An 18,719-nucleotide genomic window follows, 5' to 3' on the forward strand; every position below is an offset into this window, starting at 1 on the left:
CATAGAAATGATTACATATTGGACGCTGTGGAGAAAACAACATGTCTAATGGAGGCTCTGAGCTGGAACGTGTTATCGGTTTAGGGTGCTCCGAGCCGGAGGAATGCTTATGATCAAGCTGTTGTACTACTTGAAGAAGTACCGAGTTGCCGCGATTGCAGCCCTGGTCATGATGTTAATTGAGCTTGCGGTGGAGCTGGCTCAGCCTTATCTGATCTCCAAGATCATTGATAACGGGATTCAGCAGGGAGACCTTTCTGTCGTCTGGTTGTGGGGCGGTGTGCTGGTTGGCAGTACTGTTGTGGCTTTTGCTGCCGGAATTGCGAGTTCGTTCTTTGCATCCCATGCAAGTCTGGGGTTCGGATACGATCTGCGGGAGAAGTTGTATGAGAAAGTGCAAACGTTCTCTTATGCCGTCTTTAACCGGTTCGCGACGTCGTCCCTGATTACCCGATTAACGGGGGACGTGACCCAGGTTCAGGACACCGTCTTCATGAGTCTGCGATTCATGACACGTGTGCCCCTGGTGGTGATTGGTAGCATGATTATGGCAGTAATCGTGAACCCGAGGTTGGGTCTGCTGCTGGTTGTCATGGTGCCTGTACTGCTCATTGTTGTAGTGTGGATGATCAAAAAGGCAGCGCTGCTGTTCCGCAATGTGCAGCGCAGACTGGATGCCGTCAATGGAGTCATCCAGGAGAATCTGACAGGCATTCGGCTGATCCGTGTCTTCGTACGGATGAGCCATGAGATCGAACGCTTTGCCGGATTCAGCGGCAAGCTGATGAAAGGCACAATTTCCGCGCTGCGCTTGACGGAGACCACGATGCCGTTCATGCTGCTGATGATGAACGTTTGTATCATCGCCGTGTTATGGTTTGGACGAGTCGACATTGCCTCCGGTAATGCAACCGTGGGTGAAGTGGTCGCGGTGATTAACTATCTGCTTCGCACAATTGGTGCCATGTCTGCGTTGTCATGGATTCTGGTAACCTTCTCCAGAGCAAGCGCTTCGGCGCAAAGGCTGAATGAAGTGTTTAATACGGAGGACACGTCGGAGACTGAACAGAATAAGGCAGAATCAACGTCTGCACCATCTGCTGGATCTATGAAATCTTCGCATTTTCCGCAATCTGTATTCCCGGCGAAGAAACAGCGCGCTGTTCAGGGAGCGGTCGAATTCCGCAGTGTAGGCTTCAGTTATCCGAATAGTGAAATTACAGTACTGGATAACATCACATTTACGGCAAAAGCGGGGGAGCGTATTGCCATTATGGGAGCAACAGGCTCAGGCAAATCCTCGCTGGTACAGCTTATTCCGCGTTTATACACAGAGGATCAAGGAAAGGTACGGATTGATGGTGCCGATGCATCAGAGCTGGATCTGTCCATGCTGCGTGGTGCGATTGGTTATGTGCCTCAGGAGGTTGTCCTGTTTACCGGTTCCATCCGGGAGAATATTGCCTGGGGTCAGGAAGATGCTACCTTGGATGAGATCGTGGAAGCCGCGAAGCGCGCGCAGATCCATGAAACAATTGAGAATTTACCAAACGGTTATGATACATTGCTGGGTCAACGGGGAGTGAATCTCTCCGGTGGACAAAAGCAGCGACTTTCCATTGCACGAGCACTGGTACGTAGACCAAGAATTTTGATTCTGGACGATAGCACAAGTGCGCTGGATGTGGCTACAGAAGGCAGACTGCTCGATGCGCTGGAGGAATTGTCGTGTACCACGTTTATCATCACCCAGAAGATCAGTTCAACCACTTCGGCGGACCTGATTCTGCTGCTTGATGATGGACAACTCATTGGGCAAGGAAAACATGAAGACCTGATGGAGTCGTCAGAGCTGTATCGTCGAATCCATGAATCACAATACGGGGAGGGTGCACAGCATGTTCAAAGCATTCATTGAGCCTTTCCGTCAGCCGCCACCGCCGATTGATCCGGAGACGTTACGATCAGGCGGTGGTCGCAAACCCAAGGCACGGGCGAAGAACTGGTCAGGTACGCTAGGTCGTATCTGGACCTATCTGGCACGGCGCAAGGTTAAGCTGTCCATGGTACTGTTGATGGTGTTTGCCAGTTCCGCACTCGCTTTGCTTGGCCCTTACATGGTAGGGGTGGCCGTGGATGATTTCATCGCGGGCGAAGCCGGGGCAAGCTGGACTCGGTTTCTGATTGGATTAACCGCAGTGTATGTCTTGTTCTCTCTTACATCCTGGTTACAAAATATATGGATGATCGAAATTGCACAGGAAACCGTGTTCCGCATGCGGTATGATCTGTTCTCCCATCTGCACAAATTACCGATTCCATTCTTCGGTAAACGCCAGCAGGGGGAGATTATGAGCCGGGTGACCAATGATATCGAGAATGTCAGCGGTACGTTGAACAGCTCGGCGATCCAGATTTTCTCGAGTGTATTAACACTGCTCGGAACGTTTGGGGTTATGCTCTGGCTCAGTCCGCTACTGACCCTGCTTACCTTTATCGTTGTGCCTTTGATGGCCATCGGCATGCGTTGGATTACGCGCAGAACGGGACCGCTCTTCAAGGAGCGGCAGCGCAATCTCGGTGAACTCAACGGTTATATCGAAGAGACGTTATCCGGGCAACGGATCATTAAGGCATTCTCCCAAGAGGAGCGGGTGATTCGCGGTTTTGAGGAACGAAATACCCGCATCCGGATTTCCGGTTTCTGGGCACAGACGATCTCTGGTTTTATCCCGAAACTGATGAATGGATTGAACAACCTGAGCTTTGCGATTGTGGCGGGCATCGGTGGTATTCTGGCGATTCAGGGTTCCGTTACGGTTGGGGTGATTATTATCTTTGTGGAATATGCCCGTCAATTCACTCGTCCGCTGAATGATCTGGCGAACCAGTGGAATACGTTATTGTCCGCGATTGCGGGGGCTGAGCGTGTATTTGAGGTGCTGGACGAAGATGAGGAAGCGAAGGATGAAGGGGCAGCGATATCTCTGGACAAGGTAGAGGGAGCCGTTCGCTTTGACAAAGTATCCTTTGGATACGATGAAGGACGTAACATTTTGCATGACATCAGCTTTGAAGCCAAACCGGGGGAGATGATTGCCCTTGTCGGTCCGACCGGAGCGGGGAAAACAACATTAATTCAGCTGTTATCCCGTTTCTATGATCCAACAGGTGGCACATTAACGGTAGATGGACGCGATATGACCACCATTCGGCGTGAGAATCTGCGGTCACATATGGCATTTGTATTACAGGATTCATTTTTGTTTCAGGGTACGATTCGGGAAAATATTCGGTTTGGCCGTCTGGACGCGACGGATGAAGAGGTGGAAGCAGCCTCTCGGCTGGCGAATGCCCATTCCTTCATTGTGCGTATGAAGGATGGGTACGACAAAGTGCTCCAGGCCGATGGAAGCGGCATTAGTCAGGGGCAGAAGCAATTACTCGCCATTGCCCGGGCAATCTTGGCAGATCCATCCATACTTGTACTGGACGAAGCGACGAGCAGTATTGATACTGTTACGGAGATTAAAATCCAGGAAGGGTTGCAACGCCTGATGCAAGGCCGTACCAGCTTTGTCATTGCCCACAGGCTGAACACGATCCGTCAGGCAGACCGAATTCTGGTGCTGAAGGATGGGCAGCTACTGGAGCAAGGCTCGCATGATGCCCTGCTGGAACAAGGCGGTTTCTACAGCGAGCTGTATTACAGTCAGCTGCGTAAAAAGGCGCAATAGTCATTTTGGATAATATGGGACATGTATTAGAAAACTTGTAGGTATGTAAAATGAGCAGGGATGAGGGCACGATGCTCCTCACTTCTGCTCTTTTTGCATATTTTATTGAATAAACGTGGGAAATGGAACTGTGATTGTATGTTAAAATAAGGATATATTGGAATAGGTCCGTTTTTGGACGGTTGCCAGCGGTTTTGAAGCATGAGAATGAATTTTTACACGTATGCCTGTAGTCAGTCATGTGATGCATTAGAAGAGAGGAGGGCAATGCGGAATGGAATTCAAATTTGGGAATGCTGCTCTTCTTTTTCCCCCTTTACACATTACGATTATCGCAATCATTATTATTTTCATTCTAGTAAGGTGGAGCAAGCAGTTAGAAACAAGACGTTTTACGGTTTTCTTTTACTTTTTGATTAGTACGTTCATTACGCCAATTTATTCTCAAAGTACAACAAATGGTGTCTTTGAGCTATGGATCCCCGCAGGGTTTATTTTGGTTTTCTTTTATTTGATTCGCAGCGAAAGAAATCATCCATCTAAAATGAAAGCGAGTATCTTAGGATTTGCCATAGCCTTATATCAGTTAATTCTTCAATATGTCGGATAACGGGACAGGACAGGATAATTCAACAAGAACAAGTAAGCAATAGGTTGAAAACAAAAGAGCAGATCCTGATCACAGGACCTGCTCTTTCTCATTTAACTTTCAATAACTTTCCAGTTATTTGGCTGTTCAACCGTTAACGGTTGGTGTCTGCGAATATAATCCTCCACCAGTGCGGCCATGTCCGTGGCACCTTCGTGCAGTACCTTTTTGCCCGGATACATTGCATAATCCCCGCCGCCAGCAGCGCGGTAGCTGTTCATCACCACAGAGTACATGCCATTCATGTCCATTGGCTTGCCTTCATGTTCCAACTTCACAACTCGACTGCCAACAGGTTGGGAGATATCCAGCTCGTATTCCATGCCAGCCCACATATCGTAATTATAATGTTGAGGTTTGGGTTCTATATAAGCCGGATTAACTGCCACCTCACCAGAAGCATTCACTTCAAAGTAACGTGCCGTTTGTTCCAGTGCCTCCCGGATATCCTGACCACTCAACTCCAGCACCGTCAGAGTATTAGGATAGATGAAGTTGGATAACACGTCCCGAACGGTGATGTGACTCCCGAAACCGCGAGCTTCTTCACTCAGCATGGCGGTATTGGAGAGCTGCGCTCCAGTCGCTTCCATCTGCACTTGATGTACAAAAGCAATGAATGGATGTGCCTTGAGTCGCAGAGCCGTAGCATTGGTGATGGATAAATCCCCAGCCACCTCGCCAATGGGTTGATCAAGCCATGCTTGTGCCTCAGTTTCCAGCTCTTCCGTCAGTTTCATGACGGTTGCATTAGGTTCAACCTCATGATGTTCATCCAGAAGTAACAACCGAGCCTGCTTATCTGTAATCTGCCACTTGCCGCCCGATGATTGTTCCAACTGAAGGGATACATGCCCCGCACCATTTCCACTGAAGCCTGGCTGAATGACGGTTACACCATGAATATTAGCGGTAAGCTGACGATGCTGATGTCCGGTAAGCAACACATCGATGCCTTCGATGTCCCGACAGATGGCATAGCCTTGATTTTCTCCAGTTAACCGTTCTGCGGGCTCGCCTGTCTCCAGATCACTCTCAAATCCACCGTGATAACTGACAACCATTACATCTGGTTGTTCATGCTCATGGATATAGCTGACCCATGTACGAATCGTCTCCAAGGCATCAAGGAACTGTAAACCCTCAATATTTTTCGGGTGCTCCCAGTTCGGTATGTAGTGCGTAGTTGCGCCCAAGAGGGCTACTTTGACACCCGTAGACAAGGTTTTGATTAGATACGGAGGACCGAAGGTAGGTACATCTGGTTGCTCATCTTTTACAATATTGGCAGACAGCCAAGGGAAATTGGAAGCTTCAACTGCTCCGCGCAACAGATTCTGACCATAGTTAAACTCGTGATTGCCCATCACCGCAGCATCATAACCGAGTTCATTCAGTACCGTTATGAATGGATGCACCTCGTTTTTGGAAACCTGTGAAGCTGCATAGGAGGCCAAGGGTGATCCTTGCAGCAGATCCCCGTTATCCACCAGCATCAATTCAGGTGAACGTTCACGTTCCTTCCGAATCAGGGAAGCCAGCAGCGCAAGCCCAGCCGGGCGGTAGGCATTGGTATTGTAATGAATGGGACGGATCGCCCCGTGCAGATCACTGGTATACAGAATATCGAAGCTTGCCGTATGGTTTGTGGATGTCATTTTACAATCTCCTCTAATATATAAGTTCAGATATATGGAATTACTATAAAACGGAGAAGAATGAATAGCTTGAAGAACCGAAGTATGCGCCGTTATCTCCGATGTTCTTCCTATATCTTCAACCATAATGAGCCTATTCTAACAGATACAAGTCGCGCTGACAGCCTGACAGGAAACTTTACAAAACTCCAAATTTCGTTTCACATCGCGCTAATATTTGGCAACTATAGTAGATAAGTACTGAAAAATAGAAACTCTTTGGAGGGTGTTCGTTTGAAGAAGTCTGCTTTATTTTTACCATTGTTGATTTTGGTTCTGTTTCTGAGTGCTTGTGGGTCTAGCAGTAGTACAACAGGTTCGGCTAACGGGGATAATTCGAGTTCGAATGCATCCGGTACGTCTACGGCAGAGACAGAGAAAGCTGTCGAAGGTTATGTGCCAACTGAACTGACGGTTCAATTTGTTCCTTCCCAGAACGCAGATACGCTTGAAGCCAAAGCGAAACCGCTGGAGAAGTTGCTTGGTGACAAACTGGGCATTCCGGTAAAAGTCAGCGTATCCACCGACTACAACACAATTATTGAAGCAATGGCTTCCAACAAAGTAGACGTAGGTTTCTTGCCTCCGACAGCTTATGTACTGGCTAAAGAAAAAGGCGCTGCGCAGGTTATCTTGCAAGCACAACGTTTCGGTGTAAATGATGAGACAGGTGCTCCAACCGAAGAGTTGGCGGATTCCTATAAATCCATGTTCATTGTGAAAAAAGATTCGCCGATTCAATCCATCGAGGACCTTAAAGGTAAAAAAGTCGCTTACCAAAACGTAACGTCTTCCGCAGGTTATGTATGGCCAGCAGGTCTGTTGCTAGACAGAGGCATTGATCCATTAAAAGATGTAACACCTGTAACGTTGAAAGGTCATGACCAAGGTGTTATCGCTGTATTAAACGGTGACGTTGATGCAGCAGCTATTTTCCAAGATGCCCGCAACACGGTAGCTAAAGACTATCCGACTGTATTTGAAGATACACGAGTACTGGCGTTCACTGAGCCTATTCCTAACGATACCATTGCCGTTCGTACAGACATGAATGCAGATTGGACTGCGAAGATCAAACAAGCCTTCATCGATATCGGTAAAGATACTGAAGGTCACCAGATCATCAAAGAAATCTATACGCATGAAGGTTATGTAGAGTCCGATGATAGCAAGTTTGAGATCGTTCGTCAGTATGGCGAAAAAGTGAAAGGTGAATAATTTTGATCCAAAAGTAGTTCGGGATCTGTTCACATTGTAGTAGCTTTCTTGGATGGGAACAGCTTAATCGTAGCAATGGACAGGCCAGTTCAGCGTGATCTACGCTGCGCTGGCTTGTGCCATTATAGCAAGGACTCATGTATGGTTGATCATTATGAATGAAAGAAGGATATTGTCATGATTGAGCTTCATAACGTTACCAAAACTTACGCTAACGGCACCAAGGGCCTGGATAATATTAATCTGAAATTTGAGCAGGGTGAATTCATTGCTGTAGTGGGTCTGTCCGGTGCGGGTAAATCAACGCTCTTACGCTCCATTAACCGACTGCACGACATTAGTGAGGGCGAGATTCTGATTAACGGAAGTTCCATCACGAAGGCACAAGGCAAACGGCTGCGCATGATCAGACGTGACATCGGCATGATTTTTCAGAGCTTCAATCTGGTAAAACGGTCCAGTGTACTACGTAACGTACTCGCTGGACGGGTTGGATATCATTCCACTATGCGTACCATTATGGGTCGTTTTCCAAAAGAGGATATTGAACTGGCATTCACTGCGCTGGATCGTGTGAATATTTCGGAGAAAGCTTATTCCCGTGCAGATCAGTTGTCTGGTGGACAACAACAGCGTGTGGCTATTGCCCGTGTATTGGCACAGGAAGCAAAAATCATTCTGGCCGACGAACCGGTTGCTTCACTTGACCCACTTACAACAAAACAGGTCATGGATGACCTGAAACGCATCAATCAAGACCTTGGGATTACGACGATCGTCAATCTTCACTTTATTGATCTGGCGAGAGAGTATGCGACCCGTATTGTCGGATTGCGTGCAGGTGAGGTGGTCTTCGACGGCCCGGTAGAAGAGGCAACGGATGAGCGCTTTGCAGAAATTTACGGCAGACCAATTCTGGCTGACGAATTGCTAGACAAGCAGACTGTGCATGAGCAGGGAGAAGTTGTGGTATGAAGGGGCAGTCCAACGTTCCACTTCAGAATTCAGGCGGAGTGGGGAAGGAACCTGGTTCTAGCCCGGCTCAGGTTGTAAATCGCCCGAAACCGCCTGGGCGTACGAAACATTTGCTCACCTTAGTGATCATACTGCTCCTTCTGTGGGCCAGTGCCAAACAGACGGATGCCAGCTTCACGGAGTTGTTTGAAGGTTTTCCCAACATGCTGGATCTGCTGAAGGAGATGTTCCCGCCCCGGTGGAGTTACTTTGATAATATCGTGCAAGGCATGCTTGAAACGATTCGAATGGCCCTGATTGGGACAACCATTGGTGCGATTATTGCAATTCCAGTCTCGATTATCTGTGCCGGTAACCTGATGCCAAGTCGCTGGATCTACTATCCGGCGCGCTTTCTGTTGAACCTGATTCGGACCGTGCCGGATCTGTTGCTTGCTGCTTTGTTCGTTGCTGTGTTTGGTTTGGGGCCAATCCCCGGAATCTTGGCACTGGCTGTGTTCTCGATAGGTCTGATCGCGAAGCTGACGTATGAGACGCTGGAAACCATTGATCAGGGGCCGCTGGAAGCGATGACGGCTGTTGGTATGAACCGGATTCAGCTCATTGTATATGGCGTGGTGCCGCAACTGGCTGCCCAGTTCACATCCTATGTGCTGTATGCCTTCGAAATTAATATACGTGCTGCTGCCATTCTGGGACTGGTGGGAGCCGGAGGGATTGGACTCTACTATGAGGCAACACTTGGGTTCCTGGAGTATGACAAGACCAGCGTAATCATTCTGTTTACCCTCGTCATTGTTCTGGTCATTGATTATGTAAGTACTAAGCTGCGGGAGAAATTGCTATGATGAAAAATGAAACAAGCCGCATCCGGCCTAAACCACGGAAGAACCCGCTACGCTGGGTCATTGTGTTACTGTTAATCCTTATGTATGCCTGGGCGCTTGCCGGTGTACCGTTTACTGGTTTCAAGGAAACTGCCGCTCAGATTATGAAAGCCATTGTAGCCGGGATTTTCTCACCGGACTGGGAGTTTGTATATTTGCCTGAGGGAGAAGACCTGCTGCGCGGACTTCTAGACACGTTGGCAATCTCCGTACTAGGTACTGTAATCTCGGCCGTGCTCTGTATCCCGTTTGCCTTCTGGTCTGCCCGTAACATGAGTGGGCATCGTTCCATCTCGGGTGCAGGTAAAATGGTACTCAGCTTTATCCGCACGTTCCCTGAGATTATCATGGCCTTGTTATTCATTAAGGCAGTAGGTCCCGGATCGTTTGCAGGGGTACTCGCCCTTGGATTACACTCCATCGGCATGTTAGGCAAATTATACGCGGATGAAGTTGAAAATATCGACTATGGCCCATCTGAGGCGCTGCTTGCCTCCGGAGCCAATCGTATGCAGCAGTTGTGGTTTGCCATCCTGCCGCAGGTTATGCCTGGATTCCTGAACTATACGTTGTATCGTTTTGAGATCAATGTACGTTCCGCGACTATACTGGGTGTAATCGGAGCAGGGGGAATTGGTACACCACTGATCTTTGCATTGAGCACCCGGAACTGGCCGCGAGTAGGTATAATCCTGCTGGGTATTATCGTGATGATCACGATTATCGACCTGATCTCGGGGTATATTCGTAAGAAGCTGGTGTAGAATTAAAGTGGCGCTACGAATATATTAGATGATAAATTAAGATAAGTTGATAGCGTAAGAAGAGAGGGCTATTCGGTGCCAAAATATTGGCAAGGATAGTCTTTTTTTGTGTGTCAGACAATAAACAAAGTAGCGTTCTTGATGGTCTGCTAACGGCTGAGGAATAAGAGTATTCCAAGAATTGTATAATAATGATTGAATAATTTTCCAATTACATATAAGATTAATATGTTTCTATATAAAGGGAATTAAGGATATTAATTAATACTCTTTATAGATACCGATACAAGAAGTGAGCTTTAAAAGGAAGGTGACCTATGGAAGTATTTTATTTTATATGGATTGGGTTTATGGTACTCCTATTACTCTACAGAATGTTCTTTCAGAAGTTTAAAAAGCATAACATAGAGAATATTGGACTCAGTGCAATCCTGATCGTTTTCACGGGGAGAAGTTATCCGTATCCCCACATAAACTGGATTTTTGTCATCAGTGTTATCGCCGTGGCTGTTTATGCTGCTGTATGGAACAGTATTCTAGGTTGGAAGAAATGGAATGAGCTGGAACGTTTGAAATGAACCTAAAAAACCGAAACCATGTTACCCTGTGAATCAGGCAATGTTGGTTTCGGTTTTTTAGTTGCTTGGTTAAACGTTAGGCTTCTTTACTGAGACTTAACTAGCCAAAGGCAAAGCTTTAGTAACTTGAACCGTAATTGTCTCGGTGCTGGTTACGCCTGCAGCGTTGATCAGCTCAGCACGGTACGTGTACGTTCCGTTAGCGCGACCCGACAATTCAGTTGTAGCACTTTGGGAAGCTGGTGTTGCTGCGTTCAACGCTTGTGTATCAATCAATACATCATTCTCATAGAGACGATATTCGGTTGCATTTGTACCCCACCAGAGGTTCATGGATACGTTGTAGTTGCCGTCACCATCCCAGTTGTTTTGGGACAACGTAGCTTTGCCCGGAGCAGCATTGGTTACTTGTACCGTCAGCACGTCACTGCGTGTTGTGCCTTTGTCATTGGTCAGCTCAGCTACATAAGTATACGTGCCGTTGGCTTTGCCTGTAATGGCGGTTTTGGAGGACTGAGCCGATGGCGAAGCCGCAGTCAACTTCTGCGTATCGATCAGAACGCCATTCTCATACAGTTTGTACTCAGAACCGTTTTCACCCCACCAGAGGTTCATGCTTACGTTGTACGAACCTTCGAACAGGCCAGTGGTATATCCATTATCAGAAGAAAGCACCGGTTTACCCGGTGCTCCTGCAGCTGGAGTGGAAGGCACTTCGCCGCCACCTTGCTCTTCAGCAGGTACAAAATCATTCAAACTTCTAGGTTTCAATTGATATACATCTTTGAAAATAGCGGAAACGCCTGTGATATCGATTTTGTCACCAGCAGCATAAGGGAAGGAAGTCTCCGTCACACCTGTACGGGTGTCTACACGGATGTGTGTGCTCGTTCCATCTGCTGCTACCGCGTCGAATTCAAAAGATCCAACGGGTGTAGCACTGATGATATTCTCAATCGTTACATTTTTCAATTGAACCAGTTGACCTTGGTTCGCATCTGTAATTGCAGTAACCTCGATTGGAGTAGGTACGGAAGCCGTACCTGTTTTCTCAATCGCAACGATATCGGTAAGCTCGAACTCGCTGTTATAGATGGTTGTTGCTGCTGTTACTTTCACCTTGTCACCAGCATGGAAGCCGCTAGTGTGCTGGAATACGTAGATTCCGGCAGTTTCATCTTGAAGATAGAAGGCTTGTCCACCGAATGCACCAGGCTCTGTCGTCACAACACCTTCGATGGTTACGGTAGTGCCAGCAGCTTTGGTACGTGCTTCAGCAACTGTGATAGCTGCTGGAATCGGTCCTTCTTCTTCCGGAAGCTGTTCTGCTGGCACATTGCCAACAGTCACGGCATTGGTGATCAGGTTGCTACCATTCAGACGCAGACGCAAGCTGGCAGCGCCAGTTGTACCTGGTTTGATCCGGACGTCCAGATCTTTGATCCCGCGACCTTGGCTGTCCGAGGTTACACTGAATGTGGAGCTATACCCGTACGAAGTTGGCCAAGTACCACTTTCATTCTGGATCATGGCGACCTGTGTTCCGCCAGTCAGATAGATACCGGCACTATAACCGGATACGGTTGTGTTCGGAGCCATGTTCTCCACAACTACACGAATCTGGAAGTCTTCTGCATTCGGAAGAGTATCCTGTTTCACGAAGCTGTATGCAGCGTTCGCACTGGATGCAGGGCCACCGTAAGAACCAGCCTTGAACGTGGAACGATCGTACCACTTATATCCGGCAGCAGGTGCGGACCAAGGTTCAGCCTGTGGTTCTGTGGAAGCAGCCGGCTCTTCGAATGGCAACAGCGCTGTAGCTGTGTCCAGTTCAAGTCCGTTCACTTCAGTCAGGCTTGTGTAGTTCTCTTGTGTAGCAAGCCAGTTTACGGTGTTCACGAGCAACACGGCATCATCGGCTTCTTTAAAACCGTCATAAGTTGTTTTGCGTGTGCCTGTCTCTTCACGCAAGTATTTTGGTGATGCATCTTCTACTGGAGAGGAGTCACCGATGAAGGCAGCTTTACCTGCGCCCAGCTTGGATACAGCCACGTAAGGACCTTCTTCAATCCCGCCGCCGTTGTAGACACCTTGGTCTACCGCGTTATTCCATTTTGCGTTGGTTTTTGGCAGGTACACAATACCTTTTGCCTTTTCCGGATCGGTGATTGCAAGTGTTGAACCGGCGTGCATGGCTACAGCCGATAAGCCTTCTGTGATGCCGAAGGCTTGATCTGCCGGTACAACGATATTGGCGTTGATATCGCCAAGTGCGTTATAGCGGAAACGTACGCCGAAGTTATCGGACAACCAGTCCGAGCCGGTTACATTTTGCATCGCTTCAGAATTACGCTCATCGGTGCTCATACCTTTGGCCGGATCTTCGAATGCTCCCCGACGATAGCCGTTGATGACTTCAGAGCCATCCCAGCGGTTTTTATTACGGTCTGCATTATAGTGATCTCCAACAAAGAAGATGCTGCCGCCCGTTTCAACATATTGTTTGAGTGCTGCTTGTTCGGATGTTTTGAAAGGAATTTGAGGCTCTGCAATAACGAATACGTTATACTCTTTCAGATCATCATAGGTAAATGGAGTTGTCTTGCGAAGTTCTTTGACATAGTAACCATCATTCGCGAGTGCATTCCCGAAGTCGGAGAAACCTCCATCAATGACCCAGTCTGCAGCTCCAGCCGTTTGGCCGTGAGAGTTGTCGAACAATACTTTTTTACCTGCATTTTGGTTCACAACCTTTGCCTGGATGAACGGTGCCGGGTCTGTCGGTCCTTCCGCATGAACCGATGCATCTCCGTTCCATAATCCGACCTGAAGCGGCAAAGCCATGGACAATGCGAGGAGTGATTTTAAAACTACTCCTCGCATACCTGTTAATTTACCCAACCAAATCCCTCCCAAATATTAGTTGATTCATGAGTTCGTCCATATTCTACCACATGAAAATCTCACATAGTCATAACAATTTGTAAAAATTAACTCGATATTTGTAAAATTGGGTCTTTTGACATATCCATAGGTATTTCGGTCCCGTCATAATCCATCCAATTCTGCGTACATATTGATTTTACGCAAATAAAAAGCCATCTCTTATGAGATGACTTTGGCCCGAATTCGATTGACGGCATGGAAGACAGAGGATTTAATCATGCCTTCACTGCGATTCACCAGCTCTGCCGTTTCCTTAATGGAGTATCCATGGATGAGGCGAAGTTCTAATATTTTACGATGTTCGGTGTTGTTAATATGGGAAACAAGATCATGAACACCTTCGCTAATTTCAAGGTGGGAAGTATCGACGTGGTGGGTAGGTACCTCCAGACGGCTGTCTCGTCTGAGTGTACGGGTCCGCCTGCGGAAGCTGTCCATCGCCAGGTTACGGGCAATGCGTTTGAGATAATAGAGAATGCGATCTTCAGGGATATCCACGGTAACGTTCATTAGTCGAATGAAACAATCCTGTGCCAGATCTTCTGCATCTTGCGGTTGTTTGACAATATGGGATAGATACCTTGTGATTTCTGATTTATAGTTGATATAAGCATCATTAATTTGTGTGCTGTTCATATGATGTGAATCCCCCTTGGATACAGATCAGGCTTGGGTCCGGTCTGGTATGAGTCTCTTTATTATCCAAGTATATCGGGTGGTTGTTTCCAAAAGGTTCAGAGTTGTATCGGAGTTGTAACATTTCGTGCTTCCCTCTATTCAAGCATACCGCTTGGGATACAAAATAAAGGCAGATGAAGGAAATTCATAGAGCAGGGAGATTACGAAAGTATCATGAGACAAAAAGAGATTTTAATTATTGAGGACGAGGAGTCCATTCGCGATATTTTGTCCTATTCGTTACGTAAGGAAGGATTTGAGATCAAGGAAGCAGCTACGGGAAAAGAGGGTCTGGATCTGCTTCGGGATTCGAAGCCGGATCTGATCCTGCTGGATCTGATGCTGCCAGATATGAGCGGTTTTGATGTGTGCAGGCAACTATCTGTGAACTCCAAGATACCTGTCATCATGATCACTGCGAAGTCGGACATGCTGGACAAGGTACTTGGCATGGAGCTTGGGGCGGATGATTATATCACGAAGCCTTTTGATATCCGTGAAGTGGTTGCACGCATTCGGGCGATCTTTCGCCGGATTGATCTGATCAGCGAGACACTGGAGAATCAGTCCTATGAGGTGGTAAGGCTTGGCAAGCATATTGAGATCCGCAAGGATGAACGGGAAGTGTGGAAAGACGGGGAACGGGCAGGGCTTACGAATAAGGAATATGATCTATTGTTATTTCTCGTGACCCATCATCGTAAGGTTCATACACGTTCTGAACTGCTGGACAAGGTATGGGGATTTGATTTTGCAGGGGATACCCGAACGGTGGACATTCATGTGCAACGGATTCGCAAGAAACTGGATAGTGGTGTGCAAGGCATTTCGATGATTGAAACGGTATTCGGTGTGGGGTACAAGCTGAATATTCAGGTACAGACATGAAGTGGACGATCCAGTTCAAAATGGTGGTGTTATTCTCGGTCATTGTATTTATCGGATTCTCCGTCCTGCTGATTCTGTCCAATAAGGTAGCCCAGGAGAATATGTACCGGGAAGTGCATGAGGATATGGTGCAATCCAAAAGAAATCTGGACATTGCGCTGAATCAGTACTTTCTGATACATAACAAACGCATGAGCAGAGACTCGCTCGAAGCAGGGAGTCGCGAGCTCGCGGAGCAGATTGGATCAGCCGTTGGTGGGGAGATTATAGTATATCGCCCCGATGCTTCGCCATACGAATCTGTTGGCAGCGAGGTTAACGTTGCTAAGCGGTCTGACCATCCTGATGTGGAGGAAGCCGTACATTCCCGGATTGCTTACACCACAGTTGTGGATAAGGGTCGGGTCACAGCCAGTCTGTCCTTCCCTCTCCAGATGGATCAACAATTGATTGGAATCGTACAGATGAAGAAGGATTACACGGAATTGTTCAAACGCAACCTTCGTTTTCAAAATACAATCAAGTTTTTTGCAGCAGTTATTTTCGTATTTGTATTTATCGCATCCATCTTTATTTCCCGGAAAATTACACAACCCATCCGTGTACTCACGAAACGTTCTGCGGAAGTGGCCCAAGGAAGTCTGAATGCGGACATTCAGATTACAACCAAGGATGAGATCGGTGAACTGGCTTCAAGCTTCACCGTCATGATTGATCGGGTTCGGGAGCAGATTGATGTGATTGAGCGAGAGCGGGACGAAGTGAAGCAAGTACAGGCCAGAAGCAAAGTCTTTTTTGACAATGTGACACATGAATTGAAGACACCCTTAACGACGATTCTGGGATACGCCCAGATTTTACGGGATAACGGATTTACCGACCAGGACTTTTTTGACAAGGGCATGAATTATATCATCAAGGAAAGCCAGCGTCTCAACACGATGGTTGCGGATATTCTGGAGGTCTCGGTCTCCTCTGCGGTCATTCAGGCATACCGGTTCGAACGTATCGATATATCAGATATTATTCGTGAAGCTTGTGAGGACATGTCGATTAAGGCGAGCAAGTACAATATAGGCATTCACTATGAGCTGGAGGAACATCAGTATGTGCAGGGAGATCGGGATAAGTTGAAGGAGGTCTTCCTCAACATCCTGGATAATTCGGTCAAGTACAGTGATGTGAACTCCATTATCGAAGTACAATCCTTCAGGTTAGGTGATTCCATTGCTATTGTGATCCGTGATCAGGGGGAAGGAATCGGTGCAGAAGCGCTCCAACATGTATTTGAACCCTTTTACCAGGATAAAGGAATCAACAGGGCCGAGAAAGGCAGTGCCGGGCTGGGTTTATCTATTGTGAAGAACATCGTTGAGCGTCATGGAGGAACAGTGGAGATGAAGAGCATCATGCGGGAAGGGACACAAGTGAATATCAGTCTTCCGGGGGAAATGAACGCATGAGACATCCTGGATTTTGGCGTAAAAATCGTGACAGATTGATGCTGTCAGGGTTGTTGATCGCATTTGTCAGCGGGATTTTTGGGATTGGGAGCCTGTTCAGTCTCGGAAATCTCAAACCAAGAACGGTGATTTTGCCAAGTGAGCAGTTCAACAGCCGTCTGGCACCACCACCGAGCAGTACGATTCAGATCGAGTCGGCTACCAAGATTCCAAATAACTTTGCGATCTTTGATTTTGAAGTGTTAGACCGGAATACGATTATATTTAATCAGCCGGAATTTTCCTATTCAGGGCTCAAGCTGTCTCTTCTGCATCTGGATGATAAGGAAGTGAAGAACATTGCGGCTAATACGGATTACGGTGTAACGATCAGCCCGGATCACAAGAAAATCATTTACTCCCAGTATCGGGCAGGTCAGACGCAGAAGACAACGTATGAGTATATAATACAGAGCGGGGAACGTCGCAAGCTTCCGTACGACAACTCGTATTATCGAGTGTTTGTAGGGAACGAATCCTACATCGGTCAGGATGATCTGTTATTTAAACAAGTTGATTTGAGCCAGGGGACGAGTCATGTCATCTACACGTATGAAGAGCTGATGAGCATGTTCACAGGACCAAAACAAGGGAAAGGTTCGAGTGATACGTTTATCGTTATGGATGTGTTGCAGGTCAGTGAGGATCACCAACAGTTTTATATACTGGTGATGCTGAAAGACAAGTATGCTATCTATCGTGTATCGCTTGAGGATGAGCATGAAGTGAAGGCGTATGCTGCAATGGAGGATATTCAACAGTACAAGTTGCTGAAAAATGGTGACATGCTCATCCAGGGAACGATGAATAAGGTACAGGGGCTGTATCGGTATCATGCAGCAGAGGAGCAGTATGATCTGTTATTACAAGGTTCGATCTGGAGTTTCGATCTGGATGCAGATGAATCCCGAATAGCTTACTTTTTCCCGATGGACAGTCAGAATCAGAAAAATGAGTTGCATGTTGCCTACCTGAATGACAGCAAGATTTCGTCGGATACGGTGATCTATCGCAATATTGATAACTTCATCAGTCTGAAATGGAATGACGATGAATTATTTGCTGTAAGCAGCTCAGTGGATAAAAGTGAAATGTACCGCTTTAGTTTCAGAGCCTGGTAAGCTGCGGAAGGTATACGAATATAAGGCCTTGGTCTGATGGAGCGATAGCTGCTCTGTGGACAAGGTCTTTTTGTTATGACATGTTACAAGTTGGATACAACTCCGGCCAGCCCGGATACATCTCCACCCTATAATGATAAGGGAATGTGCTACACGAATCTATACATACAAGTTCAAAAAAACTGGTTTTCAGTACCGAGAAGATGGGATGAAGCTAGAAATGGAGTAGCAGAGCGTAGGGAAAACTACGTGAGCAACGGACATTTCGGCTGAATTCTATATTCGATGTTGATGATGTCATTAGACATCCTTCGTAATCAAAAGCGGGTTTTTTTGAACAACCTCTGTACATATTTAGCAAGTAGAAAGGAAGACATGTAGCAATGCTTCAAGTTGAACAATTATCCCACTCGTTCCGCAATGGCCAGGGAACTGTGCCGGTGCTTCAGGATATCAACCTGACGATTGGAGAAGGCAAGATGGTAGCCCTGCTGGGCAGTTCTGGTTCGGGTAAATCCACACTGCTGAATCTGATGGCGGGGCTGATGAAACCGGATCAGGGCAAGATTCTAATTGCGGGACAAGATATTGTACGTTTCAGTGAAAATCGCCTGGCTGAGTTCAGGCGCAGTCATATCGGGTTTATTTTTCAATCCTATGAATTGCTGTCCAATCTTACGATCCGGGAAAATGTAGAGTTACCCTTGGTGTTTATGGGGATAAGCCCTTCGAAACGCAAAGCTAAAGCATTAAAGCTGTTGGAACAGGTTGGACTGGGTGAAAAAACAAAATTGTTCCCGTCCCAGTTGTCGGGCGGTCAACAACAACGTGTCAGTATTGCACGTTCGCTCATTACCGAACCCTCGGTGATCTTTGCAGATGAGCCAACGGGAAATTTGGATACCGAGACGGAGGAAGAGATTATTGCGATTTTGCAGCAGCTTAACCGGGATATGAATACAACCTTTGTCATTGTGACACATGAAGCAGAGGTCGCGGAGCAGATGCAAGTTGTGCTTACACTGCAACATGGAATATTGGTTGAAGAGGCTGTAAGGGAAGTTTGAGGCAAAAGGAGA

At 47.1% G+C, this 18,719-nt stretch carries 15 protein-coding genes; 12 read left to right on the forward strand and 3 right to left on the reverse strand.

Annotated elements, in window-relative coordinates; genetic code table 11:
- Positions 1 to 109 precede the first annotated feature (109 nt).
- The 3 genes from CXK86_RS23910 (at position 110) to CXK86_RS23920 (ending at position 4,347) form a co-directional block, all read left to right on the forward strand.
- Entirely contained in the window at positions 110 to 1,918 is a 1,809-nt protein-coding gene (locus tag CXK86_RS23910; RefSeq protein ID WP_101314699.1) for an ABC transporter ATP-binding protein, read from the forward strand.
- Positions 1,899 to 3,737: an ABC transporter ATP-binding protein gene (locus CXK86_RS23915; RefSeq protein ID WP_100526568.1), complete on the forward strand. Its 1,839-nt coding sequence runs from the start codon at positions 1,899 to 1,901 to the stop codon at positions 3,735 to 3,737. The genes CXK86_RS23910 and CXK86_RS23915 overlap by 20 nt, the downstream gene beginning before the upstream one ends.
- Positions 3,738 to 4,011: 274 nt before the next feature.
- The gene (locus CXK86_RS23920; protein WP_101314700.1) at positions 4,012 to 4,347 is read left to right on the forward strand and encodes a hypothetical protein; all 336 of its coding nucleotides are present in this window, start codon (positions 4,012 to 4,014) and stop codon (positions 4,345 to 4,347) included.
- Between the two features lie 92 nt (positions 4,348 to 4,439).
- On the opposite strand, the gene CXK86_RS23925 is transcribed toward CXK86_RS23920, so the two are convergent.
- Positions 4,440 to 6,044: a bifunctional metallophosphatase/5'-nucleotidase gene (locus CXK86_RS23925; protein WP_101314701.1), complete on the reverse strand. Its 1,605-nt coding sequence runs from the start codon at positions 6,042 to 6,044 to the stop codon at positions 4,440 to 4,442.
- 258 nt (positions 6,045 to 6,302) lie between these two features.
- On the opposite strand from CXK86_RS23925, the gene CXK86_RS23930 reads away from it, so the two are divergent.
- The 5 genes from CXK86_RS23930 (at position 6,303) to CXK86_RS23950 (ending at position 10,505) form a co-directional block, all read left to right on the forward strand.
- Complete coding sequence (locus CXK86_RS23930; protein WP_373865020.1) at positions 6,303 to 7,301, forward strand: phosphate/phosphite/phosphonate ABC transporter substrate-binding protein; 999 nt, start codon at positions 6,303 to 6,305, stop codon at positions 7,299 to 7,301.
- A gap of 177 nt (positions 7,302 to 7,478) precedes the next feature.
- Positions 7,479 to 8,276 (forward strand): phosphonate ABC transporter ATP-binding protein, encoded by a 798-nt coding sequence (phnC, locus tag CXK86_RS23935; protein ID WP_101314702.1) that lies wholly within the window; start codon positions 7,479 to 7,481, stop codon positions 8,274 to 8,276.
- Positions 8,273 to 9,124 (forward strand): phosphonate ABC transporter, permease protein PhnE, encoded by an 852-nt coding sequence (gene phnE, locus CXK86_RS23940; protein WP_036672541.1) that lies wholly within the window; start codon positions 8,273 to 8,275, stop codon positions 9,122 to 9,124. Before phnC ends, phnE (CXK86_RS23940) begins: the two co-directional genes overlap by 4 nt.
- Positions 9,121 to 9,927: a phosphonate ABC transporter, permease protein PhnE gene (gene phnE / locus CXK86_RS23945; protein WP_101314703.1), complete on the forward strand. Its 807-nt coding sequence runs from the start codon at positions 9,121 to 9,123 to the stop codon at positions 9,925 to 9,927. The genes phnE (CXK86_RS23940) and phnE (CXK86_RS23945) overlap by 4 nt, the downstream gene beginning before the upstream one ends.
- Before the next feature lie 317 nt (positions 9,928 to 10,244).
- Complete coding sequence (locus CXK86_RS23950; protein WP_101314704.1) at positions 10,245 to 10,505, forward strand: hypothetical protein; 261 nt, start codon at positions 10,245 to 10,247, stop codon at positions 10,503 to 10,505.
- Between the two features lie 96 nt (positions 10,506 to 10,601).
- Here the strand turns inward: CXK86_RS23950 and CXK86_RS23955 are convergent, their stop codons facing one another.
- Complete coding sequence (locus CXK86_RS23955; protein WP_373888076.1) at positions 10,602 to 13,388, reverse strand: DUF5689 domain-containing protein; 2,787 nt, start codon at positions 13,386 to 13,388, stop codon at positions 10,602 to 10,604.
- Between the two features lie 222 nt (positions 13,389 to 13,610).
- Complete coding sequence (locus tag CXK86_RS23960) at positions 13,611 to 14,087, reverse strand: RNA polymerase sigma factor (RefSeq protein WP_036606312.1); 477 nt, start codon at positions 14,085 to 14,087, stop codon at positions 13,611 to 13,613.
- Positions 14,088 to 14,303: 216 nt separating this feature from the next.
- On the opposite strand from CXK86_RS23960, the gene CXK86_RS23965 reads away from it, so the two are divergent.
- The 4 genes from CXK86_RS23965 to CXK86_RS23980 all read left to right on the forward strand — a co-directional run bounded on the left by CXK86_RS23965 (position 14,304) and on the right by CXK86_RS23980 (position 18,707).
- A complete protein-coding gene (locus CXK86_RS23965; protein WP_036606313.1) occupies positions 14,304 to 15,017 on the forward strand; it encodes a response regulator transcription factor in 714 nt (237 codons plus the stop codon).
- Complete coding sequence (locus CXK86_RS23970; protein WP_101314706.1) at positions 15,014 to 16,480, forward strand: sensor histidine kinase; 1,467 nt, start codon at positions 15,014 to 15,016, stop codon at positions 16,478 to 16,480. The genes CXK86_RS23965 and CXK86_RS23970 overlap by 4 nt, the downstream gene beginning before the upstream one ends.
- Entirely contained in the window at positions 16,477 to 17,640 is a 1,164-nt protein-coding gene (locus CXK86_RS23975; protein ID WP_101314707.1) for a hypothetical protein, read from the forward strand. The genes CXK86_RS23970 and CXK86_RS23975 overlap by 4 nt, the downstream gene beginning before the upstream one ends.
- A 383-nt stretch (positions 17,641 to 18,023) precedes the next feature.
- Complete coding sequence (locus CXK86_RS23980; RefSeq protein ID WP_036606319.1) at positions 18,024 to 18,707, forward strand: ABC transporter ATP-binding protein; 684 nt, start codon at positions 18,024 to 18,026, stop codon at positions 18,705 to 18,707.
- Positions 18,708 to 18,719 lie beyond the last annotated feature (12 nt).

Origin of the sequence: Paenibacillus sp. BGI2013, assembly GCF_002843485.1 — a bacterium.
In the GTDB taxonomy this organism is placed as follows: Bacteria; Bacillota; Bacilli; order Paenibacillales; family Paenibacillaceae; genus Paenibacillus; species Paenibacillus amylolyticus.

What these genes read in the sequence shown, in the direction of transcription:
- CXK86_RS23970 (WP_101314706.1), top strand. Translation starts at nt 15,014, where the DNA reads ATGAAGTGGACGATCCAGTTCAAAATGGTGGTGTTATTCTCGGTCATT.
- CXK86_RS23925 (WP_101314701.1), bottom strand. Translation starts at nt 6,044, where the DNA reads ATGACATCCACAAACCATACGGCAAGCTTCGATATTCTGTATACCAGT.
- CXK86_RS23980 (WP_036606319.1), top strand. Translation starts at nt 18,024, where the DNA reads ATGCTTCAAGTTGAACAATTATCCCACTCGTTCCGCAATGGCCAGGGA.
- CXK86_RS23975 (WP_101314707.1), top strand. Translation starts at nt 16,477, where the DNA reads ATGAGACATCCTGGATTTTGGCGTAAAAATCGTGACAGATTGATGCTG.
- CXK86_RS23920 (WP_101314700.1), top strand. Translation starts at nt 4,012, where the DNA reads ATGGAATTCAAATTTGGGAATGCTGCTCTTCTTTTTCCCCCTTTACAC.
- phnE (WP_036672541.1), top strand. Translation starts at nt 8,273, where the DNA reads ATGAAGGGGCAGTCCAACGTTCCACTTCAGAATTCAGGCGGAGTGGGG.
- CXK86_RS23960 (WP_036606312.1), bottom strand. Translation starts at nt 14,087, where the DNA reads ATGAACAGCACACAAATTAATGATGCTTATATCAACTATAAATCAGAA.
- CXK86_RS23950 (WP_101314704.1), top strand. Translation starts at nt 10,245, where the DNA reads ATGGAAGTATTTTATTTTATATGGATTGGGTTTATGGTACTCCTATTA.
- CXK86_RS23910 (WP_101314699.1), top strand. Translation starts at nt 110, where the DNA reads ATGATCAAGCTGTTGTACTACTTGAAGAAGTACCGAGTTGCCGCGATT.
- CXK86_RS23965 (WP_036606313.1), top strand. Translation starts at nt 14,304, where the DNA reads ATGAGACAAAAAGAGATTTTAATTATTGAGGACGAGGAGTCCATTCGC.
- CXK86_RS23955 (WP_373888076.1), bottom strand. Translation starts at nt 13,388, where the DNA reads ATGCGAGGAGTAGTTTTAAAATCACTCCTCGCATTGTCCATGGCTTTG.
- CXK86_RS23915 (WP_100526568.1), top strand. Translation starts at nt 1,899, where the DNA reads ATGTTCAAAGCATTCATTGAGCCTTTCCGTCAGCCGCCACCGCCGATT.
- phnE (WP_101314703.1), top strand. Translation starts at nt 9,121, where the DNA reads ATGATGAAAAATGAAACAAGCCGCATCCGGCCTAAACCACGGAAGAAC.
- phnC (WP_101314702.1), top strand. Translation starts at nt 7,479, where the DNA reads ATGATTGAGCTTCATAACGTTACCAAAACTTACGCTAACGGCACCAAG.